General features: G+C 73.4%; 24 protein-coding genes. 17 read left to right on the top strand and 7 right to left on the bottom strand.

The genetic code is table 11. The features are described from left to right. The first annotated feature begins 46 nt into the window (after positions 1–46). The 5 genes from ACFWIC_RS32870 to ACFWIC_RS32890 are packed head-to-tail and all read left to right on the top strand — an operon-like array spanning position 47 to position 5,445. Positions 47–1,246, top strand: coding sequence for a sedoheptulose 7-phosphate cyclase (locus ACFWIC_RS32870; protein WP_329948069.1), 1,200 nt, complete (start codon positions 47–49; stop codon positions 1,244–1,246). After that, on the top strand, positions 1,239–2,141 hold the full coding sequence (locus ACFWIC_RS32875) for a cupin domain-containing protein (protein WP_380520698.1): 903 nt from the start codon (positions 1,239–1,241) through the stop codon (positions 2,139–2,141). Before ACFWIC_RS32870 ends, ACFWIC_RS32875 begins: the two co-directional genes overlap by 8 nt. Continuing rightward, complete coding sequence (locus ACFWIC_RS32880) at positions 2,138–2,524, top strand: hypothetical protein (RefSeq protein WP_329948071.1); 387 nt, start codon at positions 2,138–2,140, stop codon at positions 2,522–2,524. The genes ACFWIC_RS32875 and ACFWIC_RS32880 overlap by 4 nt, the downstream gene beginning before the upstream one ends. Before the next feature lie 36 nt (positions 2,525–2,560). Further along, on the top strand, positions 2,561–4,207 hold the full coding sequence (locus tag ACFWIC_RS32885) for an FAD-binding oxidoreductase (protein ID WP_329948072.1): 1,647 nt from the start codon (positions 2,561–2,563) through the stop codon (positions 4,205–4,207). Beyond that, positions 4,204–5,445, top strand: coding sequence for an acyltransferase family protein (locus tag ACFWIC_RS32890; protein ID WP_380520699.1), 1,242 nt, complete (start codon positions 4,204–4,206; stop codon positions 5,443–5,445). Before ACFWIC_RS32885 ends, ACFWIC_RS32890 begins: the two co-directional genes overlap by 4 nt. Positions 5,446–5,464: 19 nt before the next feature. Here the strand turns inward: ACFWIC_RS32890 and ACFWIC_RS32895 are convergent, their stop codons facing one another. Then, positions 5,465–5,830, bottom strand: a complete 366-nt coding sequence (locus ACFWIC_RS32895) for a MerR family transcriptional regulator (RefSeq protein ID WP_329883855.1) — start codon at positions 5,828–5,830, stop codon at positions 5,465–5,467. Between the two features lie 50 nt (positions 5,831–5,880). On the opposite strand from ACFWIC_RS32895, the gene ACFWIC_RS32900 reads away from it, so the two are divergent. Then, positions 5,881–6,840: an aldo/keto reductase gene (locus ACFWIC_RS32900; protein WP_380360584.1), complete on the top strand. Its 960-nt coding sequence runs from the start codon at positions 5,881–5,883 to the stop codon at positions 6,838–6,840. A gap of 299 nt (positions 6,841–7,139) precedes the next feature. On the opposite strand, the gene ACFWIC_RS32905 is transcribed toward ACFWIC_RS32900, so the two are convergent. Next, positions 7,140–8,348, bottom strand: coding sequence for a serine hydrolase domain-containing protein (locus ACFWIC_RS32905; RefSeq protein ID WP_355401065.1), 1,209 nt, complete (start codon positions 8,346–8,348; stop codon positions 7,140–7,142). Between the two features lie 247 nt (positions 8,349–8,595). Here ACFWIC_RS32905 and ACFWIC_RS32910 point away from each other — a divergent pair, with 247 nt between their 5' ends. The 4 genes from ACFWIC_RS32910 to ACFWIC_RS32925 all read left to right on the top strand — a co-directional run bounded on the left by ACFWIC_RS32910 (position 8,596) and on the right by ACFWIC_RS32925 (position 12,876). Next, positions 8,596–9,135, top strand: coding sequence for a VOC family protein (locus tag ACFWIC_RS32910; protein ID WP_329883852.1), 540 nt, complete (start codon positions 8,596–8,598; stop codon positions 9,133–9,135). A gap of 128 nt (positions 9,136–9,263) precedes the next feature. After that, complete coding sequence (locus ACFWIC_RS32915) at positions 9,264–10,520, top strand: MFS transporter (RefSeq protein ID WP_380520700.1); 1,257 nt, start codon at positions 9,264–9,266, stop codon at positions 10,518–10,520. Further along, positions 10,517–11,494 (top strand): transaldolase family protein, encoded by a 978-nt coding sequence (locus tag ACFWIC_RS32920; protein WP_380360588.1) that lies wholly within the window; start codon positions 10,517–10,519, stop codon positions 11,492–11,494. Before ACFWIC_RS32915 ends, ACFWIC_RS32920 begins: the two co-directional genes overlap by 4 nt. A gap of 77 nt (positions 11,495–11,571) precedes the next feature. Then, complete coding sequence (locus ACFWIC_RS32925; protein WP_380520701.1) at positions 11,572–12,876, top strand: MFS transporter; 1,305 nt, start codon at positions 11,572–11,574, stop codon at positions 12,874–12,876. A 156-nt stretch (positions 12,877–13,032) separates the two neighbouring features. On the opposite strand, the gene ACFWIC_RS32930 is transcribed toward ACFWIC_RS32925, so the two are convergent. The 3 genes from ACFWIC_RS32930 to ACFWIC_RS32940 all read right to left on the bottom strand — a co-directional run bounded on the left by ACFWIC_RS32930 (position 13,033) and on the right by ACFWIC_RS32940 (position 14,421). Continuing rightward, a complete protein-coding gene (locus ACFWIC_RS32930) occupies positions 13,033–13,242 on the bottom strand; it encodes a DUF397 domain-containing protein (protein WP_380520702.1) in 210 nt (69 codons plus the stop codon). Between the two features lie 139 nt (positions 13,243–13,381). Next, positions 13,382–13,591: a DUF397 domain-containing protein gene (locus ACFWIC_RS32935; RefSeq protein WP_380360594.1), complete on the bottom strand. Its 210-nt coding sequence runs from the start codon at positions 13,589–13,591 to the stop codon at positions 13,382–13,384. Continuing rightward, positions 13,555–14,421 carry a helix-turn-helix domain-containing protein gene (locus ACFWIC_RS32940; RefSeq protein WP_380520703.1) on the bottom strand — a complete coding sequence of 289 codons (867 nt, stop codon included), beginning with the start codon at positions 14,419–14,421 and terminating at the stop codon, positions 13,555–13,557. The genes ACFWIC_RS32935 and ACFWIC_RS32940 overlap by 37 nt, the downstream gene beginning before the upstream one ends. Positions 14,422–14,544: 123 nt before the next feature. Here ACFWIC_RS32940 and ACFWIC_RS32945 point away from each other — a divergent pair, with 123 nt between their 5' ends. The 3 genes from ACFWIC_RS32945 to ACFWIC_RS32955 all read left to right on the top strand — a co-directional run bounded on the left by ACFWIC_RS32945 (position 14,545) and on the right by ACFWIC_RS32955 (position 15,638). Then, on the top strand, positions 14,545–14,799 hold the full coding sequence (locus tag ACFWIC_RS32945; protein ID WP_355399921.1) for a hypothetical protein: 255 nt from the start codon (positions 14,545–14,547) through the stop codon (positions 14,797–14,799). Continuing rightward, on the top strand, positions 14,796–15,032 hold the full coding sequence (locus ACFWIC_RS32950; RefSeq protein WP_380520704.1) for a hypothetical protein: 237 nt from the start codon (positions 14,796–14,798) through the stop codon (positions 15,030–15,032). Before ACFWIC_RS32945 ends, ACFWIC_RS32950 begins: the two co-directional genes overlap by 4 nt. A gap of 117 nt (positions 15,033–15,149) precedes the next feature. After that, entirely contained in the window at positions 15,150–15,638 is a 489-nt protein-coding gene (locus ACFWIC_RS32955; protein ID WP_380520705.1) for an NUDIX domain-containing protein, read from the top strand. A gap of 84 nt (positions 15,639–15,722) precedes the next feature. On the opposite strand, the gene ACFWIC_RS32960 is transcribed toward ACFWIC_RS32955, so the two are convergent. Beyond that, a complete protein-coding gene (locus tag ACFWIC_RS32960) occupies positions 15,723–16,898 on the bottom strand; it encodes a serine hydrolase domain-containing protein (protein ID WP_380520706.1) in 1,176 nt (391 codons plus the stop codon). 214 nt (positions 16,899–17,112) lie between these two features. Here ACFWIC_RS32960 and ACFWIC_RS32965 point away from each other — a divergent pair, with 214 nt between their 5' ends. Next, the gene (locus ACFWIC_RS32965; protein WP_329949061.1) at positions 17,113–17,280 is read left to right on the top strand and encodes a hypothetical protein; all 168 of its coding nucleotides are present in this window, start codon (positions 17,113–17,115) and stop codon (positions 17,278–17,280) included. Here the strand turns inward: ACFWIC_RS32965 and ACFWIC_RS32970 are convergent. Beyond that, positions 17,229–19,955, bottom strand: a complete 2,727-nt coding sequence (locus tag ACFWIC_RS32970; protein ID WP_380520707.1) for an AAA family ATPase — start codon at positions 19,953–19,955, stop codon at positions 17,229–17,231. The genes ACFWIC_RS32965 and ACFWIC_RS32970 overlap by 52 nt on opposite strands. Before the next feature lie 146 nt (positions 19,956–20,101). Here ACFWIC_RS32970 and ACFWIC_RS32975 point away from each other — a divergent pair, with 146 nt between their 5' ends. From ACFWIC_RS32975 to ACFWIC_RS32985, 3 genes are all read left to right on the top strand, one after another. Continuing rightward, on the top strand, positions 20,102–20,479 hold the full coding sequence (locus ACFWIC_RS32975) for a nuclear transport factor 2 family protein (protein ID WP_380520708.1): 378 nt from the start codon (positions 20,102–20,104) through the stop codon (positions 20,477–20,479). Between the two features lie 176 nt (positions 20,480–20,655). Next, positions 20,656–22,104 (top strand): MFS transporter, encoded by a 1,449-nt coding sequence (locus ACFWIC_RS32980; RefSeq protein ID WP_380520709.1) that lies wholly within the window; start codon positions 20,656–20,658, stop codon positions 22,102–22,104. Positions 22,105–22,283: 179 nt separating this feature from the next. After that, positions 22,284–24,179 (top strand): S9 family peptidase, encoded by a 1,896-nt coding sequence (locus ACFWIC_RS32985; protein ID WP_380520710.1) that lies wholly within the window; start codon positions 22,284–22,286, stop codon positions 24,177–24,179. Positions 24,180–24,181 lie beyond the last annotated feature (2 nt).

The following is a 24,181-nucleotide window of genomic DNA, read 5'->3' on the forward strand; positions in this document are numbered from 1 at the left end:
CACCGCAGCTCGTGAATTCACCCACGCCTTCACAAGGGAAAAGGACATGCTTGTCTTCGACAATTACCCGAGCGGCCTCACCTACAGCCAGTCCTCGAAGTCCTGGCGCGTTCGGGCGGTCAAGCCGGTCGAGTACGAGGTGCGCGTCTGCGACGACGTCTTCGACCCGGCGAGCACCGCCCTGGTCGAGAAGTCCGCCGGAGCCACGGGCGGCAACCGCCGGTTCGTGGTGATCGACGCGGAGGTCGACCGCCTGCACGGCGACCGCGTCCGCAGCTACTTCGAGCACCACGGCGTCGACTACTTCATGCAGGTGGTCCGCGCCGACGAGACCCTCAAGGAGTTCGAGACCGCCTCGGACATCGTGGTCGCGCTGGACTCCTTCGGCCTGGACCGCCGGCGCGAGCCGATCATCGTGATCGGCGGCGGCGTCCTGATGGACATCGTCTGCCTGGTGGCCAACCTCTACCGCCGGGGCACCCCGGTGGTGCGTGTCCCCACCACGCTGATCGGCCTGGTCGACGCGGGTGTCGGGGTCAAGACCGGGGTCAACTTCAACGGCCACAAGAACCGCCTCGGCACCTACTTCGCCCCCGTGCTCACCCTGCTCGACCGCTCCTTCCTCGCCACCGTCGACCGCCGCCACATCGCCAACGGCATGGGCGAGATCCTCAAGATGGCGCTGATCAAGGACGCCCGGCTGTTCGAGCTGCTGGAGCAGCACGGCCCGTGGCTGGTCGAGCAGAAGTTCCAGGACGACGCCCGCCCCGGCGACCCGGCCGGTCAGGTGATCCGCCGCGCCATCCACGGCATGCTGGAGGAGCTCCAGCCCAACCTGTGGGAAGCCGAGCTGGAGCGGATCGTCGACTACGGCCACACCTTCTCCCCCACCCTGGAGATGCGGGCCCTGCCGGCCCTGCTGCACGGCGAGGCGGTCTCCGTCGACATGGCGCTCACCACCGTGCTCGCCTGGCGCCGCGGCCTGGTCGACCTGGAGCAGCGCGACCGGATCCTCGACGTCATGCGCTCGGTGGGGCTGCCCAGCTGGAACGACCTGCTCGACGCCGAGCTGCTCGACGTCGCGCTCCAGGACACCGTCCGGCACCGCGACGGCCAGCAGCGGCTCCCGCTGCCGGTCGGCATCGGTGACGCGATCTTCGTCAACGACGTGACCCGTGAGGAGCTCGCCACCGCGGTCGAGGACCTGCGCGAGCTCAACGCCCTCCGGGAGCTCAGCCGTGTCTGACGCAGCGGCGGCGGGATCGGCGGCGGGATCGGCCACGGCCACGGCGACCAGGGCTAGGGCTAGGGCTACGGCCACGGCCACGGCCACGGCCACGGCCACGGCAGCAACGCCCGCGCCCGGCCTGATCGTCGCGGACACCCGGGACGCCTCCGAGATCTACGGCGTGCACGGCGCCCCCGGCCTCACCTACTGGAAGGCCCTCGCCGGCCCGCAGCACCTGGAGGCCGAGGTCGAGGCGATCGAGGTCGCCCGGATCCCGCCCGGCGGGCTGAGCGGCGAACACCGCCACACCCGCACCGAGGAGATCTACTTCATCCTCCGCGGCCACGGCGAGTTCCTGGTCGACGGCGAACCGCGGCCGGCCCGCCCCGGGTCCCTGCTGCTCACCGGGATCGGCACCGTGCACGGCCTGCGCAACACCGGCGCCCCCGCGGGCGTCACCGACCCCGGCTACGGCAGCGCCCCCGAGGGGCACCTGGAGTGGCTGGTCATCGAGATGCCGTCCCCGGCCACGTCCGCGGTCCTGCACGGGCCTGCGCCCGACCCCACGACCACCCGTCCGAGCGAAAGGAAGACCGAGACCATGCGGCTGCACGACCTGCGGGAGGAGCGCGCGGTCGACCCGGCCGGCGTCTTCACCGGCCCGCTGCGCCTGGTGGAGATCCGGGAGCTGGCGGCCGGCGACTCCGCCGCGTACAGCTCGCACGCCGGCGAGCACACCGTCTTCGTGCTGACCGGCTCCGGCACCGCCACGGCCGGCTCCACGGAGGTGGAGATCGCGGCGGGCACGGCGGTGACCCTGCCGTTCGGGGTGGACGCGGTGATCACGGCCCACGAGGGAGGCCTGGAGTTCTTCCACGCCGAGCTCGCGGTACCGGGGCGGGCCGCGCGATGATCGTCAGCCGCGCGCTGCGCCCGGTGGACTGCGCTCCGGCCGCGACCGGGTCGCGGGAACGGACCTGGTCCTGCCTGGCCCGCCGGGGCATGCTGCACAGCGAGACCGAGACGGTCGACCTGTGGCGGCTGCCGCCCGGCGACACCCTGCTCCACGAGCCGCACGACGGGGTCGAGGAAGCCCTGTTCGTCGTCGCCGGCACCGGCACCGCCACCCACGGCCTCGACGAACTCCCCGTCACCGAAGGCACGTTGCTGCTCGCCCGGCACGAATCCGAGATCACCGTGACGGCCGGCCCGGACGGACTGCGGCTGCTGAGCACCCGCGTCCTGCCGCAGCGGCTCAGCGCCGCGCTGCCGCCCCGGATCCCCCAACTCGACTGAACCGCGCCATCACTGACAGGAAGTGGGAAGAGTTCCATGCGAAATCTCAGTCGCCGCACGTTCGTGGCCGGTGCCGGGGCGACCGTCGGCACCGCCACGGCCGGCGGGCTGCTCGTCCCGGCCGCCGGGGCGGCCGCGGAGGACACCGGTCGGGCGTCCAGAGCGGTACGGAACGGGGACCTGATCAGCGTCACCCCCGAGAACCCGCGCTACGTCGACCTGATATCCGGCTTCAACCCGCGCTGGGAGGCCAAGCCGAAGGGCGTCCGGCTGCCGCGCACCACCGCCCAGGTGGTGCAGGCGGTGCAGGACGCGGCCGACAAGCGGCAGCGGCTCACCGTCCGGGGCGGCGGGCACTGCTACGAGGACTTCGTCTACAACCCCGAGGTCGAGATCGTCGTCGACATGAACCTCATGGACGCGGTCGGCTACGACCCCGGCCGCCGGGCGTTCGAGGTCGAGGCGGGCGCCACCCTGCTGAAGGTCTACCAGACCCTGTACGAGGGCTGGGGGGTCACCGTTCCGGGCGGCGTCTGCTACGCGGTCGGTGTCGGCGGGCACGTCCAGGGCGGCGGCTACGGCAACCTGTCCCGCAAGCACGGCCTGGTGGTCGACCACCTGTACGCGATCGAGGTCGTCACCCTCGACGCCAACGGCCGGGCCCGGGCGGTCGTCGCGACCCGCGAGCCGAACGACCCGCACCGCGACCTCTGGTGGGCCCACACCGGCGGTGGCGGCGGCAACTTCGGCGTGGTCACCCGGTACTGGTTCCGCTCGCCGGGTGCCACCGGCACCAACCCGTCGGACCTGCTGCCCAAGCCGCCGGCCGAGGTGCTGATCGCCATCCCGAGCTGGTCCTGGGAGAACATCACCCAGCGCGGCTTCACCGAGATGGTGCGCCACTACGGCACCTGGTTCGAGCAGAACAGCGCCCCCGACTCGGTGTACAACGGCCTGACCAGCTGGCTCTTCCTCAACCACAAGGTCTCCGGCAGCCTGGTCCTGCTGCTCCAGGTCAACGGCGACGTGCCGCAGGCCGAGCAGCGCGCCGACGACTTCGTCCAGGGCCTGAGCACCGCCCTCGGTGTGCCCCACCAGGGCGACGTGGTCCGGCTGCCGTGGCTGAAGGCGGTCAAGTACATCGGCACCATGGACGCGACCCAGACCAACCCGCAGCTGCGGGCCGGCCACAAGTCGGCGTACATGCGGCGCGGCTTCCCCGAGAACCAGATCGCGGCCGTCTGGAAGCACCTGACCCGCACCGACTACACCAACCCGCGCGGCGGCGTCGCCGTGATCTCCTTCGGCGGCCGGATCAACAGCGTCGCCTCCGGCGCCACCGCGCTGCCGCAGCGGGACGCGATCTTCAAGCTGCTGTACCAGACCTACTGGACGGCGCCGGCCGACGACGCCCCCAACATGGCCTGGCTGCAGGAGTTCTACCGCGAGGTGTACGGCGACACCGGCGGCGTCCCGGTCTCCAACCGGGTCACCGACGGCTGCTACGTCAACTACGCGGACCGCGACCTGAGCGACCCGGAGCAGAACACCTCGAACGTCCCGTGGAGCGCGCTCTACTACAAGGACAACTACCCGAGGCTGCAGCGGATCAAGCAGCAGTACGACCCGAAGGACTTCTTCCGCCACCGCCAGTCGATCCGGCTCCCCGGGAGCACCCGGTGAGCGCGCCCACCAGGGAGGCACTCTCCCGCCTGCCGTCGCTGACCGGCATGCGGTGGATCGCCGCACTGCTGGTCTTCCTGACCCACGTGTCGGTCGCCAAGCCGTTCGACCGGCCCGGCCTGAACGACTTCATGTCGACGTACCTCAGCCGGGCGGGCTTCCTCGGCGTCGGGTTCTTCTTCGTCCTGAGCGGCTTCGTGCTCACCTGGTCGGCCCGGGACGGCGACCGCCCCGCCGCCTTCTACCGCCGCCGGCTCTTCAAGCTGTACCCCAACCACGCCGTCACCTGGCTGGTCGGGCTGCTGCTGATGGCCCGGGCCGGCGCCGAGCTGACCACCGCCGGGACGGTCCCCTCGCTGCTGCTGCTGCAGAGCTGGATCCCCTCCCTGGAGGTGATCGGCGGGACGAACGGCCCGAGCTGGTCGCTCGCCTGCGAGGTGCTGTTCTACCTGAGCTTCCCGGTGATCCTGCCGCTGGTGAAGCGCATCCGGCCGGAGCGGCTCTGGCTCTGGGTGGGCCTGGTGACGGCGGCGCTGTTCGCCCTGCCGCTGCTCGCCCAGCTGCTCCCGGGGAGCCCGAACTCGCCCTGGCAGCCGCTCTCCTTCTGGCGGTACTGGTTCGTCTACTTCCTCCCGGCCTCCCGGCTGCCGGAGTTCGTGCTCGGCATCCTGCTGGCACGGATCGTCCGGACCGGGCGGTGGGTGGCGATCGGCTGGCCGGTGACGGTCCTGCTCGTCGCCGCCGGCTACGCACTGATGATCACGCTGCCGGACGCCTGGGGCATGGCCGCCCCGACCGCCCTGCCGGTCGCGCTGCTGATCGCCGCGGTCGCCGTCAAGGACGCCGCGGGGCTCGGGACACCGTTCGCCGGCCGGACCATGGTCTGGCTCGGCGAGGTCTCCTTCGCCTTCTACATGGTCCACTTCCTGGTCATCCAGTACGGACCGCTGGGCCTCGCTGCGACCGGATCGGCCGGCGCGAACACCTGGGACACCCCCGGTGCCCTGGGGGTCATGGGGATCACCCTGGCGCTGAGCATCGTCTTCGGCTGGGCGCTGTACCGCCTGGTCGAGGTGCCGGTGATGCGTCGATGGGGTCGGTCCGGGCCCGCTACCCGGCCCGATACCCGGCCGGTTCCTCCGTCGGCTCCCCGGGCGGCGGCCACTGCGGCCACCGCGCCCGCCGTACCCGCCGGAACCGCCGGAACCGCACCGGCCGCCACCGCGGCGGCCGAGTAACGGGCACCGGGGCGGGGCGCTACACCGGTACCGGTTCCGCCGCCTCCCGCCGGGCCGCCGCGACGATCCCCGCCAACGCGGCCCGGCTCGCCCCGAGCGACAGCATCTGCCGGTCCAGCAGGTCCAGCCGGTGCTCCAGCACCTCCAGCATGCAGGGCGCCACCGAGCCGTCGCCGCTCACGCAGGGCAGCACGTCCCGGATGGCCCCGGTGGAGAGCCCCGCCCCCAGCAGGGCCCGGATGTTCCGGACCACCGCCGGCGCCTCCTCCCCGTACCGGCGGTGGCCGCCCTCGCGGCGGTGGGTCTCCAGCAGGCCCTGCTCCTCGTAGTACCGCAACAGGCGGACGCTGACCCCGGTCAGCGCCGCCAGCTCACCGATCCGCATGTGACACCCCTCACAACCACTTGAATCTCACACGAATGGGAGATTGTACCGTGACCAGCGTGACGAACACCGAGATCACCACCCAGATCGACCGCCAGTCCTTCGCCGTCGGAGGCGACCTGACGGTCCGCCGGATCGGCTACGGCACCATGCGCCTCGCCGACACCCCGGACATCAAGCCGACCGAGGCGATCGTCTGGCACGGCCCGACCCCGCGCGCCGCCGCCCTCGGTGTGCTGCGCGCCGCCGTCGAGCACGGCGTCCAGCTGATCGACACCGCCGACTCCTACGCCCTCGGCGCCGGCGAGGAGCTGGTCGCCGAGGCCCTGCACCCGTACGCCCAGGACGTCGTGGTCGCCACCAAGGTCGGCATGACCCGCCCGAGCCCCTCCGAGTGGGTCCCGGTCGGCCACCCGGCCTACCTCCGCCAGCAGGCCGAGCTGAGCCTGCGCCGGCTCCAGGTCGAGCGGATCGACCTGCTCCAGCTGCACCGGATCGACCCCGAGGTGCCGCTGGCCGACCAGATCGGCGCGCTCAAGCAGCTCCAGGACGAGGGCAAGGTCCGGCACATCGGGCTCTCCGAGGTCACCGTCGACGAGCTGGAGCAGGCCCTGGAGATCGCCCCGATCGCCTCCGTGCAGAACTGGTACAACCTGGCCACCCGCCAGCACGACGCGGTGGTCGACTTCACCGCCGAGCGCGGCATCGCGTTCCTGCCGTTCTTCCCGATCGCCATCGGCGGCCACGCGGGCGAGGACAGCCCGGTCTCCGAGGTCGCCCGCGAGATCGGCGCCACCCCGGCCCAGACGGCGCTCGCCTGGCTGCTGCACCGCTCGCCCAACATCCTGCCCATCCCGGGCACCACCTCCGAGAAGCACCTCGCGGAGAACCTGGGCGCGCTGGCCGTCGAGCTGACCCCCGAGCAGTACGCCCGCCTGGACGGCATCGCCGCCGCGGAGGCGGCCAAGGCCGCCGAGGCTGCCGAGGCGGAGGCCGCGTCCGCGGCGTGACGTCCGCGGCGTGACGTCCGCGGCGTGACGTCCGCGGCGTGACGTCCGCGGCGTGACGTCCGCGGCGTGACGTCCGCGGCGTGACCGCGGTGTGGTGACCGCGGTGTGGTGACCGCAGTGCGATGACCGGCCCACCCGGCGGCGTGCTCCGCCGGGTGGGCCACCCGACCGGCAAGGGCCCCCGACCCCCGTGGGGGCCCTTGCCGTTTCCGCCTGTCCGGCCGGGCCCGCCCGTCCGGGCCCGCTGCTGTCAGCAACGTCGCCGCCGTCACTGCCGTCGACGGCTTCCCCTGCGGGTCTCAGGACCGGCCCTCGGGCATCAGCCCCAGGTCGGTCACGTCCGCCGCCAGCGCCTTGAGCAGCGAGCCGGCCCGCTTGTCGTCCGGCCCCAGCGCGATCAACCGGTTCATCACGTACGAGACCCCCAGCCCGACCCGGGGCCACGCCTGGTTCGCCGAACCGCCGCCGCCGTCATGGCCGAAGGTCTCCCCGTCCGGGCCGGGCCGCTCGGCCGTCCGCAGCCGGTACCCGCCGCCGCCGTACGCCATCACCACGTCGATCAGCCGGTCCGTCTTGCGGGCGTACACGCCGCGCGCCTCGTCCATGGTCGTCCGGGAGAGCAGCAGCGGGGCGTCGTCCCGCGGGCGGACGGCGTCCTCGGCCAGGATCCCGTACAGCGTCGAGAACGCCCGGGCGGTGCCGCTCACGTTGATCGCCGGTATCAGCGCGGACCGGCGCTCCGGACGGCCCCAGACGCCTTCGTCGTCCGGGAACGGCTGCGGGTTCTGCCAGATCCGCCGGGTCAGCGGGTCGTCGCTGTGGAAGAAGCCGGTGAACTGGGGCAGGAAGTTGGTCCCGTAGGTGGTGCGGGCCAGCCGGGGCCAGTCGGCCGGGCCGGTGCCGTAGTGGATGTCGAGCCCCAGCGGCCCGGCGATCTCCTCGCGGAAGAACCGGTCCAGCGGGCGGCCGTCCACCCGGCGGATCAGCTCGCCGACGATCCAGCCGGCCGACAGCGGCCCGTACAGGATGCCGTCGGCGCGCGGGTCGCTCTCCAGCTCCTGGGCGGCGATCAGCTTCGCCATCAGGACCGGGTCGTTGGCGTCGTCCTGGCTGACCGGGGCCCACATGCCGGGCAGCCGACCGGTGAAGGTGACCACCTCCCGGACGGTCACCGCGGCCTTGCCGGCCGCCGCGAACTCGGGCCAGTAGTGGGAGACCGGGCGGTCCAGCTCGATCGCACCGCGGTCCACCAGCTTCAGCAGCGCGGTGACGGTGATGCCCTTGCTCCCGGAGAAGATCGTCTGGAGCGTGTCCCGCTCCCAGCGGGCGCCGGTCCGCGCGTCCGCCGTCCCGCCCCAGAGGTCCACCAGCGTCTCCCGGCCCAGGTGGACCGAGAACGCGGCGCCCAGATCGTCCCGTTCGAGCAGGTTGCGCTCGAACTCGGCACGGACCCGCTCGAATCCCGGGGCCACCCGGCCGGCGACGTGAACCTCGGACGTGATCGTCATGTGAACCAGCTCCGCTCGAATACGTGGGAGAAATTCCCGATCGGCCCAACAGCAGAACACAGTCGGCCGGAATCGTGAACGCCCGGAGCGCCGGTTTGGCACCTTGACAAAGTCCGCCGGAGCTCGTTGCCCCCACCGCCGGTCGGCCCCATTCTCGAATCAGCCGGCTGCGGACAGCCGGCCGGGAAATCCCGCCGGGCCCACCGGCGGGATCCCTCGGAACGGGATCGAACGAAAGAGGATTCCCATGGCCAAGATTCCGGGCGCCCGGGCGGTCCACCACATCGCCTACACCGTGCCCGACCTCCGGCAGGCCGTCGACTTCTTCGTCGACGTCATCGGCGCCGAACTCGCCTACCGCCTCGGCCCGGTCGAGGACCCGGAGACCGACTGGATGGCCCGCAAGCTGAACGTCGACCCGCGGGCCTCCGCGAACATCGCCATGCTCCGCCTCGGCCCCAACGCCAACCTGGAGCTCTTCGAGTACACCGCCCCCGAGCAGGACCGCGAGCAGCCGCGCAACAGCGACATCGGCGGCCACCACTTCGCGATCTACGTCGACGACGTCGACAAGGCCGCCGACTACCTGCGCAAGCACCCCGGCGTCACCATCCTCGGCGAGCCCGAGACCATCGAGGACGGTCCGATCAAGGGCGACCGCTGGGTCTACTTCACCACCCCCTGGGGCATGAGCATGGAACTCATCAACATGCCCTCCGGAATGCCGTACGAACAGGCCACCGAAACCCGCCTCTACCTCCCCTCCGAATACTGGCCGGAGAGCTGACGGCCATGCCGGACAGCAGGGAGACCAGAACGGCCGACGGCCCGCAGAATTTCCCGGAAAGTCCTTCGGCGGCTTTTCCGAAGGACTTTCCGGAAAAGGATCGGGTCGCGCGGCAGGTGAATCACCCGGTGAATCACCCGGCGAAGCGCCCGGCGTTCCTCGCCCTGGCGCTCACCGCCTTCGTCGTCGGCACGTCGGAGTTCGTCGTCGTCGGAATCCTCGGCCCGATCGCCGACGGTTTGGGGACCGGACTGGGCACGGTCGGCCTGCTGGTCACCGGCTACGCCCTGGGCATCTCCCTCGGCGGGCCGGCCCTCACCGCACTGACCCTCCGGCTGCCGCGCCGCACCCTGTTGCTCGGCGCGCTCGCCGCCTACGTGGCGGCGAGCGCCGGCGGGGCCGCCGCCGGGAACGTCGCCGTCCTGCTGGCCGCCCGCTGCGCGGCCGGGCTCGCCCACGGGGTGATCGTCGGCGCCGCCACCAGCGTGGCCGTCGCCCTGGCCGGCCCCGGCCGCCAGGGGCGGGCCATCTCGCTGGTCTTCGGCGGCATCTCGGTCGCCACCGTGCTCGGCGTGCCGCTCGGCACGCTGGCCGGGCAGTGGCTCGGCTGGCGCGCCGCACTCGCCGCCGTCACCGTGCTCGGGGTGCTCGCCCTGCTGGCCGTCCGGCGGACCGTCCCGCCGACCGCGGCCATGGGGGCGGCCAGCCTGGCCGGACAGCTCCGGGGCGCGCTGTCCGGCCCGGTCCTCGCCGTGCTGGGCATCGCCGTGGTGCTGTTCACCGGCCAGTTCACCGCGTACACGTACCTGGCCGGCTACCTGGAGGGCGTCACCGGCGTCACCGGCGGGCTGGTCGGCGCGTACCTGCTCGCCTTCGGGGCGGCCAGCGCCGTCGGGACCTTCGCCGGCGGCCGGCTGGCCGACCGCCGGGCCGCCGGCACGCTCACCCTGGGCTGCGCCGGACTCGCCGCCGCACTGCTCGCGCTGCACCTGTTCGGCCGGTCCGGGGCCGCCGCCGCGGTGATCGTCGCGTGCTGGGGCCTGGTCGGCTTCGGTCTGGTCCCGGCCCTGCAGTCCCGGATCGTCGAACTCGCCGGCTCCGGCGGTGACTTCGCGGCCACTCTGGGTGTCTCGGCGGCCAACGCCGGAATCGCCGCAGGGGCCGCGCTCGGCGGCCGGACGGTCACCGCGCACGGGGTCGGGCCGGTGGTCCCGCTCGCCGCCGCGATCTGCCTGGCCGCCCTGGTCGCGGTGGCGGCCAGCGCGCGGCTGCGGCCCGCCGACCCCGCCGGTCGCCCCGCCCCCTCCCCTCCACCCGCTCCCGGAACCGTGCCCCCCACTCCGCACCCCCACCCCCTCGACCCGGAAAGGACCGTCCCCGCATGATCGGCACCCTGGAGCGCCCCCCGGTACGCACCGCCACCGGCCTCGGCGTCTGGTACCAGCACACCCCGTCCGGCGCCGCCGGCCACGACCGGATCCGCCGCCTCGCCGAAGCCGGCCGGATCACCTCCGTCGCCCTCACCGGACCGGTCCCGGAGAATGAACTCCGCCTGCTGTGCGACGTGTTGCTCCCCGCGTACAAGCGCAGCGAAGGACGCGACGGACTGGTCTCCGTACCGGTCGCCGCCCGCACCCGCGCCGCCACCGCCCAACTGCACGCCGCCCGCCGGCTGGCCGCCACCGTCGCGCGGCCCAACCTGCTGGCCGCCCTGCCGGCCTCCGACGCGGGCGTCGCCGCCCTGACCCCGCTGCTCGGCGAGGGCATCGGCGTCCGGCTCGGCCCGGTGCACTCCGTCACCCGCTACCGGCAGGCCGTCCGGGCCCACCTCGACGGGCTCGAACTCGCCCGCTGGCGCGGCCTCGACCTCACCACCCTCGGCTCCGTCGCGGCCTTCGGCGTCGGCGGCATCGACGTCGAGATCGACGCCCTGCTCGACCGGGCCGGCAGTCACGAGGCCAAGGCCCTGCGCGGGATGGCCGGAACCGCCACCGCCCGGCTGGCCCGCCGGATCCACGCCGACGCCCACGACCCCGACGCCTCCGCCCGCTGGCGCGCCCTCACCGCGGCCGGCGCCCGACCGCAACAACTGGTCTGGACGCAGCTCTACCACGGCGTCCCCGGCCACCGGACCGCCGACTACCTGGACGGGCTCGCCGCGCCCGGCGACACGGTCGAACTGTGCACCCCGGCCCTGGAGTCGATCGACGGGCCGCTCCCCGCGCGGGCCCCGCAGAGCCGGCGCGAGGAGGCGGAGGCGCACGCCTTCACCGAGCGGCTGGTCGCCTACCTGCGGTGGTTCGACATCCGGCACGAGTCCGTCCTGCACGAGCTCGACGCCTCCCACGCCCACCACTAGCCGGTCGGTCACGTCCGGCCCCACTGCCCCGGCCCCACCGCCCCCGGCCCGACCCGCCCCAGGAGGGGAACCCGCTCATGGCACCGCAGCTCCACCTGGACGTCGCACCGCCCGCCGCGCCCGACGTCGCGCCACCACCCGTGCCCCGTATGGCCCTCGCCACCGGCGTGGTGGCGCTCGGCGGCCTGCTGTTCGGCTTCGACACCGGCGTCATCTCCGGTGCGCTGCTGTTCCTCAAGGACCAGCTCGCGCTGAACGCGTTCCAGGAGGGCGCGGTCATCTCCGCGCTGCTGCTCGGCGCGGCGGTCGGTGCGCTGGCCGGCGCCCGGCCGGCCGACCGCTTCGGCCGCAGGAAGGTGCTGATCGGCGTCGCCGCCACGTTCACCGTCGGGCTGCTGCTCGCCACCCTGGCCCCCGACTTCTGGACCCTGCTGGCCGCCCGGGCCGTCCTCGGCCTCGCGGTCGGCAGCGCTTCGACGGTCGTGCCGCTCTACCTGGCGGAGATCGCACCGCCGAGGCTGCGGGGGCGGATGATCACGGTCAACCAGATCCTGCTGACCGTGGGGATCCTGGTGTCGTACCTGGTCAACCTGGCCTTCGCGGACGCCGCCGACTGGCGGGCCATGTTCGCGGTCGGGCTGGTGCCGTCCGCGGCGATGCTGATCGGGACGCTGTTCATCCCGGAGACGCCCGCCTGGCTGGACGGCCGCACCCGGACGGCGCGGACCGAGCCGCCGCGCGCCCTGCTCACCACCCAGGGGGCGCGGGCCGCGCTGGTCATCGGGGTGACGCTGGCGGCGGTGCAGCAGTTCGGCGGAATCAACTCGATCATCTACTACGCGCCGAGCATCATGGCCCGGGCCGGGCTTCCGGCCACCGACTCGATCGGCTACTCGGTGGCGATCGGCACGGTGAACGTGGTGCTCACGATCGCCGCGATCCCGCTGATCGACCGCGTCGGGCGACGCCCGCTGCTGCTCTGGTCGCTGGGCGGCATGGCGGTCTCGCTGGTGGCGCTGGGCGTGGCCCTCGGGCCGCAGCAGCCGGGGCCGGTCGCCGACGCGGTCGCCCTGGTCGCGATGACGTCGTACGTGGGGGCGTTCGCGATCGGGCTGGGGCCGGTGTTCTGGATCCTGGCGGCCGAGATCTTCCCGCCCGAGTCGCGGGCGCGGGGGACGGGCCTGTGCGCACTGGTCAACTGGGCCGCCAACTTCGTGGTCGGCCAGGCCTTCCTGCCGACGGCCGATGCGATCGGTGAGCGCTGGGTGTTCTGGTTCTTCGCGGCGGTGTCGCTCGGGGCGGTGCTGTTCGTGGCACGGAAGGTGCCGGAGACCAAGAACCGGTCGCTGGCGGACATCCAGCACGCGCTGGCCGCCCGGTGAGCGCCCCCGAGGAGGAGCGGCCCGGGCCGCTCGCGGAGGGCGCGACCGCCCTGGCCCGCTGGCGCGCGGGCATGCCGCCCCCGCCGGAGGAGGAGAAGTAGGAGGCCCTGCTCCGCCCGGTCCGGGCGGAGCAGGGCCTCCCGGGTTCTGGGTCGGTCAGCCCTCACCGAACTCGCCGGCCTGGACAGCGGCGACGAAGGCCGCGAAGGCATCGGCAGACAGGAGGAGTACCGGACCCTGGGGGTCCTTGGAGTCACGGACAGGGACGAGGCCGCGGAAGCCGGGGGCGATCTCGACGCAGTTGCCGCCATTGCCGCTGTACGTGCTCCTGTACCACCAGGCAGTCGTGAGGCCGACACGCGTCATCCGAGAGCCCTTCCACACGGGAGTTGGTACCAGCACCGCTCACGGTACGCGCGCCGAACGACCAGGTGAATCCCAGAACCGGCCGATGAACGACGATGGCCCTGACCTGCGAACGGTCAGGGCCATCGGGCAATGGCGATCAACCCTCACCAAATTCGCCAGCCTGGAGGGCAGTGACGAAGGAGCGCCACCCCTCGTCAGGGAAAACGAGGGCAGGGCCGGATGGGTCCTTGGAGTCACGGACGGGGACGATACCGGACGAACCGAGCTCCACCTCAACGCAGTTGCCGCCCTGTTGGCTGTAGCTGGACTTCACCCACGCGGCACGGGCCAAGTTGATCTCGGACATGCTTTTCCCTCCCGAGCAGCGCGAAACCAATCGGAAGTCACTGTCTCGGCCAGCGCTCCCACTTGCAATCGATCGTAGTGTCTCCTCCAAGCACCCAGCATGGCGGAATCGTGTTCAAGATGGCTCCGCCCTTCCGACTCCGAATACCCGAGCAAGGATCGGTCGGGAAGCGTAAGCAGCACCATCGGTAGAGCAAACGGCCTGTGTTCGCCCATGGCAAATGGGGCGATCTGGAGGATGACGTGGCTCGACTCGAACTGCGCTTCCAGCAAGGCGAACTGCTCCTCCATGATCGCTACTCCACCGACCTGGCGACGCAGGCAGCTTTCGTCCAGAACCGCATGGATGAGTGGCGGCTGGGCTCGATTCAGCAGTTGCTGACGTGCAAGTAGGAACGTCACTCGCTCCTCGGCCTGTTGGCTCGTGATAGTGCCGCGGCGGACATCGGCGAGTGCGATGGACCTCGCGTATGCCTCGGTCTGGAAGAGCCCGGGCACGACGCCTGATTCGAAGATCCGTATCTCAGCCGCCTTCGCCTCATGCCTCGCGAAGACGGGGAATCCCTCCAGCAAACCGGAGTTCTTGTTCTGCAGCCACATCAGCAGCAGGGTGCCACCGGTCTCCAGGACCTCGTCCGCCCTGCGCGCGAACTTCTCGCTCGGCGGCTCGCGCGATGCAAGTTCGGCGTAGGAGACGTAGGAGGGATCGAATCCGACCAGCTTCGCCAGGCGCGCCTGCGTGAGCTTCTTCACCTCACGCGACCTGCGAAGTTGCAATCCGAACGGGGCCCACGGACCGGACGTCGGATCAAGTTCCTTGCGGTTGACCATGCCCCACCAACTTGTGGATCAAGGAATCAAGTTGCGCTCTCGGGGCTGAGTGTGCGCCCATCCAGGCCATCATAAACACGGAACGTAATGACCAAGCAGCTCAGTGCGACCAGTGGAGCCCCCATGCCCAGTTGCCCCCGCATGCCCGTGTACACCCCCGTCGTCGGGGAGGTGGTCCGTGACTTCGGGTGCCGTGTCCCCGCCGGTGGGGTGCTCGAAGGCGTCTACATGGACACCCTCGGCGGCCTCGCCTACCTCCGCCGCGAGGGCGGCGGCTGCGAGTGGACCACCAGGCCCGAACTCGTCCGACCCCTGCCCGAACCCCGCTACCTCAGCGTCCAGCAGCCCAGCAGGCCGCGCGCCGACGACCCGGCGTGAACCGGGCCCCCGCGCTCGTCGCCACCGCACTCGGCGTCCCCGCCCTCAGCACCCTCACCGCCGCCCTCGTCTGCCGGCCGATCCACGACGGACCGCTCGGACCCCGCCTCCTGATCTTCGGCCTCGTCCTCGCCACCGGCATCAGCGCCGGCCTGCCCGCCTGCTTCACCTGGCTCTCGCCCGACACCCAGCACGACCCCGACCCCGGTCCCGATTCCGACCCCACCCCCTGAACCCCCGCGTGCCGGTGTGGTGCGCCACGCGGGAACCCCCGGCCCGGCCCACGCCCCCAGCACCAGCCGGGCCGGGGACCACCCCTGCCCCGTCAACTCCCCACCGAGGAGACCCCCGTGCTCAACAACCTCCCCACGATCCTGACCCGCCCGCCCCGCCGCCGCCTCGGCCACCAGGCCCTCGTCCTCAACCGCGACGGCGCGATCCTCCTCGTCGCCACCACCTACCGCTCCGGCCTCATGCTCCCCGGCGGCAGCGCCGAAGCCGACGAACTCCCCCACCTCGCCGCCCGCCGCCACACCGAAACCGAAACCGGCCTCGTCCTGCCCCTGCGCTCCGTCCTCGCCACCGACTACGTCGACGCCCGACGCCTCCCCGAAGCCGTCAACTTCGTCTACTGGGGCGGCCGACTCACCCCCGCCCAGGAATCCACCGTCGCCCGCCACCGCCCGCCCCACACCATCACCGCCGTCCACTGGCTCCACCGCGCCCAACTCACCGACGCCATGACCCCCGACCAACACCACCGCACCACCCAGGCCCTCGACGCCCTCGCCCGAGGCGCCCACCTCCCCTTCCTCCTCCGCGGCATCCCCGCCGAGTAGCCCGCGCCACCGGCGGGCGACCCACCCGGACACCCGGCTACCGGCGGGCGGTCGGCCCGGGCGAGTCTGCGGAGGGCGACCGCCTCAGCCGCACAGGGCCGCCGTCTGCACCTGCGCCGCACCCGGGCCCAGCGGGACGGGCACCTCGTCCTTCAAGTCCGCGCCGAGGTCGTAGACGTTGAGGGCGAGGACCAACTGCCGCTCACCGTCGACGGTGCTGAACGACAGGCTCATGAAGCCGGGGCCGCCGCCGTCGGTCGCCCAGGTGCTGACCTGTTTGGCGTCCGGACCCGTGCCGCAGGTCACCTCCCTGCGCTGCACGCCCAGTCCGTACGCCGGCCCGCCCGTGAACTTCACCGTGGTCAACAGCTCACGCTGCTGGGCCGGGCGCAGCAGCTTGCCGCCGAACAGGGCCCGGTGGAACCGGGCCAGGTCGTCGACGGTGGAGATCATTGCGCCGGCGGTCCAGTCGTACGACGGGCTGAACCGGGTCACGTCGCGGCCCGCGAGGTCGTACCCGTGCAGGTGGGGGCCGCGGATGTCCGGGTCGGTCACGGGGAAGGAGGTGTTCCTGAGGCCGAGCGGGACGAGGATCCGCCGGTGGATCTCGGAGGGCGCGCTGTGGTGCGTGACCGCCTCGATCACCAGCCCGGCGAGCAGGTAGTTGGTGTTGGAGTACGCCCAGCCGCTCCCGGGCGGCGTGAACGACGGCGCGTGCCGGACTGCGCGGGCGATCACCTCCCGCGGGGTGTAGACGTAGCCCCACTCGTGGCGCTCCAGGTAGGGGGCGAAGAACTCCGGCTCGTCGGTGGGGTCGTAGATGCCCGAGGTGTGGTTGAGCAGCTGCCGGACGATGATGGCGTTGCCGTCGTTGCCGTTCCCGCCGACCACGCCGGGCAGCCACTTCTCCACGCTGTCGTCGAGCGAGAGCCGCCCCTCGCCCTCCAGTTGCAGGAGCACCGTCGAGACGAACGACTTGGTGTTGCTGGCGATCCGGAACCGCTGGTCCGGTCGGGCCCGCTCGCCGGTCGCCGTGTCGGCGAGCCCGGCCGCCGTCCGTGACTCCCGCTCCCCCTGCCTGGCGTACGCGACGGCGGCCGGGAATCCGTCCGCGACCGTCTGTTCGACGGCCGCCCTGAGACCGGCGGGGGGCGCGGCCGACGCCCGTTCCCCCGCAGCGGCGGCAGTCGGGAAGAACCCCGAGACCGCCATCGCGCACGTCCCCGCCAACAGTGCTGCGGCCCCCGCACGTGCCTTCACCGATCACTCCCTTGTCGCTGTCGCCCTGGGTCGTTCGCGCTCCAGCCTGCCGCGCGGCCGCACCGCCGCCCATCCTGCTGACGCCATGATCGACACGGGGGCTGCCCCCACCCCCTGCGGGACGCGAAGGCCAGCTCCCGCTTCACCCGGAAGGTGGCGCTCACCGGCAGGAACGGTGCCGTGGACCTGCCGTTCTCCGATCCCGGGGAGGGCAGTGCCCAAGATCGGAAGCGGGACGGCCGCCGGAGGCGAGAGCCTGCTCACCGCCACCTCCGAGTACAGCGACGACGTCTTCGGGGCGAGTCGCCGCGACGGCGACGGCGCGTTCCCTCAGAACAGCGCGGCCAGCTCCGTCCGCGCGGCGATCCCCAGCTTCGGGTAGGCCTTGTAGAGGTGGTGTCCCACGGTCCGGGGGCTCAGGAACAGCTGCGCCGCGATGTCCCGGTTGGTCAGCCCCGCGGCGGCCAGCCGGGCGATCTGCAGCTCCTGCGGGGTGAGCACGGTGAGCACGCCCGGCGGCGCCCCGGCCGCCGCCGGGGCCGCCCCGCCGGTGGCGGTCAGCTCGCCGCGGGCCCGGTCCGCCCACGGCCCGGCACCGAGCCGTTCGAAGGTCTCCAGCGCCACGCCCAGGTGCGGCCTCGCATCCGTTCGGCGCCGTTCCCGGCGCAGCCACTCCCCGTACAGCAGGGCCGTCCTGGCCTGTTCGAACGGCCGGTCGGTCCCCTCGTGCAGCGCGAGCGCGGCCAGGTACGCGGACTCGGCCGACTGGTGCGGCCCGAGCAGCGCCCGGCAGCGCAGCCGGAGCGCCTCCGCCCAGGGCGTCCCCGCCGCCCCCGCCCAGTGGGCGAACCGTTCGTACGGCTCGGCCGCCCGCTCCGGGGCCCCCAGCCGCACGACGGCCTCGACCAGGTCGGGCACCGCCCGGGTGGCGCTGACGTGGTGCCGGTACGGCCCGGTGGTGAGCGTGTGCAGCCGGTCGGCGGCGGCCCCCGCCCGCCCCCTCCCGAGGTCCAGCAGGGCGATCCCCCACTGCGCCCAGGGCGCGCCGGCGGCGGGCGCCGGAGAACCGGAGTCGAGCGCTTCGTCGGCCAGCTCCGTGCACCGCTCGTCCGCGCCGCCGAGCGCGGCGACACAGGACAGCAGGGCCGCCAGCTGGCTGGTCCACTGGCGCTGTCCGGTGTCCCGGGCCAGGGTGAGCGCCTCGGTGGCAGTGACCTCGGCATCGCGGTGGCGGCCGTGGAACAGCTCCGCCTCGGCGAGGAAGAACTGGAGCGTGGGCAGGACCCCGACGGTCCCCTTGGCCCGGGCCTCCGCCACCAGCTCGGCGGCCAGTTCGAGGGTCTCGGCGTCCCGGCCGAGGATCAGGGTCGCACCGCAGAGCTGGACCAGGTCGCTCGGGCTCTCCGCACCGGCCTTGCGGGCGGCCTCGACGGTCTCTCGGAGCACCGGCACCGGATCCGCCGGGCGGTCCAGAACGGGCAGGACGGCGGCGGGCAGGTGGCGGGCCAGCGGCGCGAGCGGCTCCTCCGGCGCGAGCGGCAGCGCCGCCAGCCGGTCGAGCACCGTGGCGACCGCCTCCTCGCCCACGTACCAGGCGGGATGGAACGCCTGGAGCAGCATCCGGGCGGCGTGGGCCGGCTCGATGTCGGTGGCCGCGGCGTCGAGCAGCAGCCGGTAGGCGGCCGGGTAGGACCCGCGCCAGAAGTGTGCGACCGCCCGGACCTGGTCCAGCAGAGCGTGCGCGAAGACGCTGTCGGTCCGCGCCCGGGCCCGGTCGGCCAGTTCCTCGGCCTGCGCCAACTTGCCTTCCTCGGTGGCCGCTTCGGCGGCCAGCACGAGCCGCCGGGTGGCTCCGTCGCGGTCCGGGGTGAGCCGGGCCGCGCGCTCGTACGCGGCGGCGGCGCCACCGTGGGCACCCCGGGACTCGGCCCGGACGGCGGCCCGTTCCAGCGCGTCCGCGAGATCGGCGTCGGGACCGGTGGCGGCGAGGACCAGGTGCCAGGTGCGGCGGTCGCCGTCCTCCAGCGCCTCGCCGATCATCCGATGGGCCGTCAGGCGCTGTTGCAGGGGTGCACGTTGGAGGACGGCGGTACGCAGGAGCGGATGCCGGAAGGAGAGCCGGCGGTCGGCGCCGACCGTGACCAGTCCGGCCTGCTCGGCGGGCGCCATCGTGTCGGCGCCGGCCCCGAGGGCGGCGGCGGCCGACAGGACGACGTCGAGGTCGCCGTTCTCCTCCGCGGCGGCGACCAGCAGCAGCGTCTGGGTGGCCGGCGGCAGCCCGGTGACCTGGCCGTGGAAGGCGATCTGCAGCCGACTGGTGAGCGCCAGCCCTCCGGCGTCCGACTCGGCTTCGGTGAAGGAGAGTTCGACGAGGGCGAGCGGGTTCCCGGCGGCCTCGGCGAGCAACCGGCGGCGGACCGGATCGGTGATCCCTCCGGCGGCCCGGGCGTCCAGCAGCCGTTCGGCGTCCGGCCCGGCGAGTCCGGCCAGGCGCAGTTCGGGGAGCCCGGCGAGCGGCAGGGCGTCCGCGCCGCCTGCGGTCGGGAGGGTGTCCCGGGCAGCGAGCAGCAGGGCGACGCCCTCCGCCTGGAGACGGCGGGCGGCGAGCAGCAGCGCGTCCAGCGAGGCGCGGTCCAGCCACTGCACGTCGTCGACGACGCACAACAGAGGCTTGTCGGAGGCGATTTCGGCGAGCAGTCCGAGGGTCGCCAGTCCGGTGAGCAGCCGGTCGGTGGGCGCACCGCCGCCTTCCCCCAGTCCGAACGCACCCTCCAGGGAGCGTCGTTGCGGAGCGGGAAGGGCGTCCAGCCGGTCCAGCCCCGGCCCGAGCAGCAGGCTCAGTCCGGCGAAGGGGAGTTCGGCCTCGTACTCGACCCCGGTCGCGCGGACCACCCGGAACTCCCGGCCCGCCGTCGCGACCGCGTACTCCAGCAACGCGGTCTTGCCGATGCCCGGTTCACCACGGAGCACCAGCACCCCGCTGCGGCCGTCCCCCGCCCCGTCGAGCAGCGCGTCGACCGCGGCCTGCTCCCGTTCCCGCCCGTACAGCGTCCCCATGCCCCCGACCCTACTGGCGCGGCCTACGTAGGCCCCTACCTATCCGTGACGGATTCGCCCGCCGTCCGCCGTCCGTACCTTCGTGAACAGCGGGAACGACCCGCCCCACCGGGGCCGATCGGCCCACCGGACAAGGGAGAAGAACCATGAACGCCATCCAGCCGACCGACCTCCAGCAGCTCGCCGAGCGTTACCTCGCCGTCTGGAACGAGACCGACCCGGCCGCCCGCCGGAAGCTGATCGACGAGGTGTGGGCCGAGGACTGCCGGTACACCGACCCGCTGGCCGCGGTCACCGGCCGCGAGGGCGTCGACGCGCTGATCGGCGCCGCCCAGGGGCAGTTCCCCGGCCTGGTGTTCACCCTCGGCCCGGTCGACGCGCACCACGACATCGCCCGGTTCACCTGGAACCTGGGGCCGGCCGGCGCGGAGCCGCTGGTGATCGGCTTCGACGTGCTGGTGGCCGACCCGGAGGGCCGGATCGCCTCCGTGCACGGCTTCCTGGACCGCGTCCCGGGCGCCTGAGCCGCCGTCGTGCCGCCTGCGGGGGCGGCCACACACCCGGTCCGCCCCCGCCACCGCCCCGCCGTCGGCGACCGCTCCTCCCGCGAGCCCCACCTCCACCGCCCCCACCTCCACCGCCCCCGCCAGCGCCTCCCCCCTCCGACGACGCCCCCTCCCGCCCCTGAGGAGCACCTGCCGTGAGCACCGCCCTGCGCACCGTCCTTCGCACCGCCCCCCGCCCCCGCCCGGGCGGCCCGGACAGCCCGGCCGACGGCGCGGCCCCCGCGCCCCGGGGCCTGCTGCCCGTCGTCCTCACCGCCACCTTCATGACCGCCCTCGACGTCTTCGTGGTCAACGTCGCCATACCCTCCGTCCAGGCCGATCTGAGAGCCGGACCCGCTGCCGTCCAGTGGGTGGTGGCCGGCTTCGGCCTGGCCCTCGCCGCCGGCCTGATCACCGCCGGGCGGCTCGGCGACCGCTACGGGCGCCGCCGGGTGTTCGGCCTCGGCCTGGCCCTGTTCACCCTCGCCTCCGTGGCCTGCGGCCTCGCCCCGACGGCGGGTGCCCTGGTCGGCGCCCGGGTCGCGCAGGGACTGTCGGCGGCCCTGATGGGCCCGCAGGTGCTGGCGATCCTGCGCACCGCGTTCAGCGGGGCCGCCCAGGCCCGGGCGTTCGCGATGTACGGGCTGACCATGGGGCTCGGCGCGGTGTTCGGGCAGCTGATCGGCGGGGTGCTGATCCGCGCCGACCTGTTCGGTCTGGACTGGCGCAGCTGCTTCCTGATCAACCTGCCGGTCGGCCTGGCCGCCCTGGCCCTGGTCCGCCGCTGCCTGCCGGAGTCGCGTGCCCCGCAGCGGCCCGGGTTGGACCCGGTGGGCGTGCTGCTGGTCACGACCGGGCTGACCGGCCTGGTGCTGCCGCTGATCCAGGGCCGCGAGGCGGGCTGGCCGCTCTGGACGTGGCTCTGCCTGGCCGGCTCGGCCGCCGTGCTCGCCGTCTTCGGGGTCCACCAGCACCGGACGGGCCGGTCCGGCTCGCCGCTGGTCGACACCCGGCTCTTCCGCACCCGCGCCTTCACCGCCGGGCTGCTCGCCCAACTGGCCTTCTGGCTCGGCCAGGCGTCCTTCTTCCTCGTGCTCGCCCTCTACCTGCAGCCGGGCCGCGGTCTGGACGCGCTCGGGGCCGGACTGGTGTTCACCGCGATCGGTGCCGGCTACCTGCTCACCTCGACCACCGTGCACCGTTTCGTGGCCCGGCTCGGCCGGCAGGCGATCGCACTGGGCGGGCTGCTGATGGCCGCCGGACTGGGACTGCTCGGCCTCGCCGTGTACGCGGCCGGGGACACCGGCAGCGTCTGGTGGCTTGCGCCCGGACTGTTCGTGGACGGCCTCGGGATGGGTCTGGTGATCGCCCCGGTGACCTCGACGGTGCTGGCCTGCGTCGAGCCGCGGCTGGCCGGTTCGGCGGCGGGTGTGGTGGCCACCGTCCAGCAGGTGGCCGGGGCGCTCGGCATCGCGCTGATCGGCATCCTCTACTACGGGGCGGCGGACCCGGCCACCGCGTTCGGCGTCAGCGTCGGCGCGCTGGCGGTGCTGGAGCTGCTGCTGGTGGGCCTGGTGCAGCTGCTGCCCCGCCGAACGGCCTGAGCGGACAGCGCGGCCGGGGCCCGGGGCGGGAACCCGATCGGGAAACGGAACACGAACAGGTACGGAAGCGGAAGCGAGGACGTGGCGGAGGAGGGACGGGCGGGCGCGGGGGCGGGAAGGGTCCGCTCCCGCGCCCGCCCCCGTTCCGTTCCCGCCCCCCGATCGGGTTGGATGGGTGGATGAGCGAGGAGAAGAGCGCCGTTCCGGCGTGGGAGCAGCGGTTCAGGGCGGCACGGGTCTCCCTGCCGGACTGGGCGGAGGACGCCCCCGACCGGGCGCTGTACGTGTCCAACGCCAGCGGCACCTACGAGATCTACGCCTGGGACCGCGCCACCGACACCCACCGGCGCGTCACCGACCGGCCGAACGGCACGACCGACGCCGAACTGTCCCCCGACGGCGCGTGGATCTGGTGGTTCGACGACAGCGACGGTGACGAGTTCGGCATCTGGCGCCGCCGGCCCTTCGAGGGCCGCCCCGAAGGCGCGACCGGCCCCGACGAGGAGGCCGTCCCCGGCCTCGACCCGTCCTACGACGCGGGCCTGGCCCTCGGCCGGGACGGCACCGTCGTGGTCGGCCGGTCCACCGACGAGCACGGCACCACCCTGCACCTGCGACGGCCCGGGGCGACCGAACCGGTCGAGATCTACCGGCACGCGGAGTACGGCGGCGTCGGCGACCTCAGTCACGACAGCACCCTGCTGGCCATCGACCACACCGAGCACGGCGACGCGATGCACGGGGCGATCCGGGTGGTCCGCCTCTCCGACGGCGCGACCGTCGCCGAGCTGGACGAGGTCACCGGGCACGCGGAACCGCGCGGTGTGGCCTGCATGGGCTTCGCCCCGGTCGACGGTGACACCCGGCTGCTGGTCGCCCAGCAGCGCACCGGCCGCTGGGAACCGATGATCTGGGACGTCGCGACCGGTGTCGAGACCGCGCTGCCGCTCCGCGACGAACAGGGCCGCGAACTGCCCGGCGACGTCTCCGCCCAGTGGCGGCCCGGCGCCCGGTCCCTGCTGATCGAGCACGAGTACGAGGCGCGCAGCGAGCTGTTCTCGTACGAGCTCGACGGCCCGGACGGCCCGGACGGCCCGGGGAGCGCCAAGGGCGTGCTGACCCGGCTCGACACCCCGCGCGGCACGGTCAGCGGCGCGACCGCCCGGCCGGACGGCACCGTGGAGTTCCTCTGGTCCTCCGCCGCCGAGCCGTCCGCGGTCCGTTCCACCGCCGGCGGCGTGGTGCTGCGCGCGCCCGGCGCGGTGCCGCCCGCCTCCGTCCCGGTCGAGGACGTCTGGGTGGACGGCCCCGGCGGCCGGGTGCACGCGCTCGTCCAGCGACCGTCCGGGGCCGGTCCGGCGGACGGCCCGTTCCCGACCGTCTTCGAGGTGCACGGCGGCCCGACCCACCACGACAGCGACTCCTTCGCCGCCGGCCCGGCCGCCTGGCTGGACCACGGCTTCGCGGTGGTCCGGGTCAACTACCGCGGCTCCACCGGCTACGGCCAGGCCTGGACGGACGCGCTGCGCGAGCGGGTCGGCCTGATCGAGCTGGAGGACATCGCGGCCGTCCGGGAGTGGGCGGTGGCGAGCGGCCTGGCCGACCCGGACCGGCTGGTGCTGTCCGGCGGTTCCTGGGGCGGCTACCTCACCCTGCTCGGCCTCGGCGTGCAGCCGGAGCTCTGGAGCCTCGGCGTCGCCGCCGTCCCCGTCGCGGACTACCTGACCGCGTACGACGACGAGATGGAGGCGCTGAAGGCGATCGACCGCACGCTCTTCGGCGGAACGCCGGAGGAGGTGCCCGAGCGCTGGACCGCCTCCTCCCCGCTGACCTACGTGGAGCGGGTGCGGGTCCCGGTCTACATCAGCGCCGGGGTGAACGACCCGCGCTGCCCGATCCGGCAGATCGACAACTACGTCGAGCGGCTGGAGCAGCTGGGCAAGGTGCACGAGGTGTACCGGTACGACGCCGGGCACGGTTCGCTCGTCGTCGACGAGCGGATCAAGCAGCTGCGGCTGGAGATCGACTTCGTCGGTCGGCACCTCGGCACGGGCGGCGTCGGAGAGAATCGGTAGAA

This window comes from Kitasatospora sp. NPDC127035, from assembly GCF_042726075.1.
Lineage (GTDB): Bacteria > Actinomycetota > Actinomycetes > Streptomycetales > Streptomycetaceae > Kitasatospora.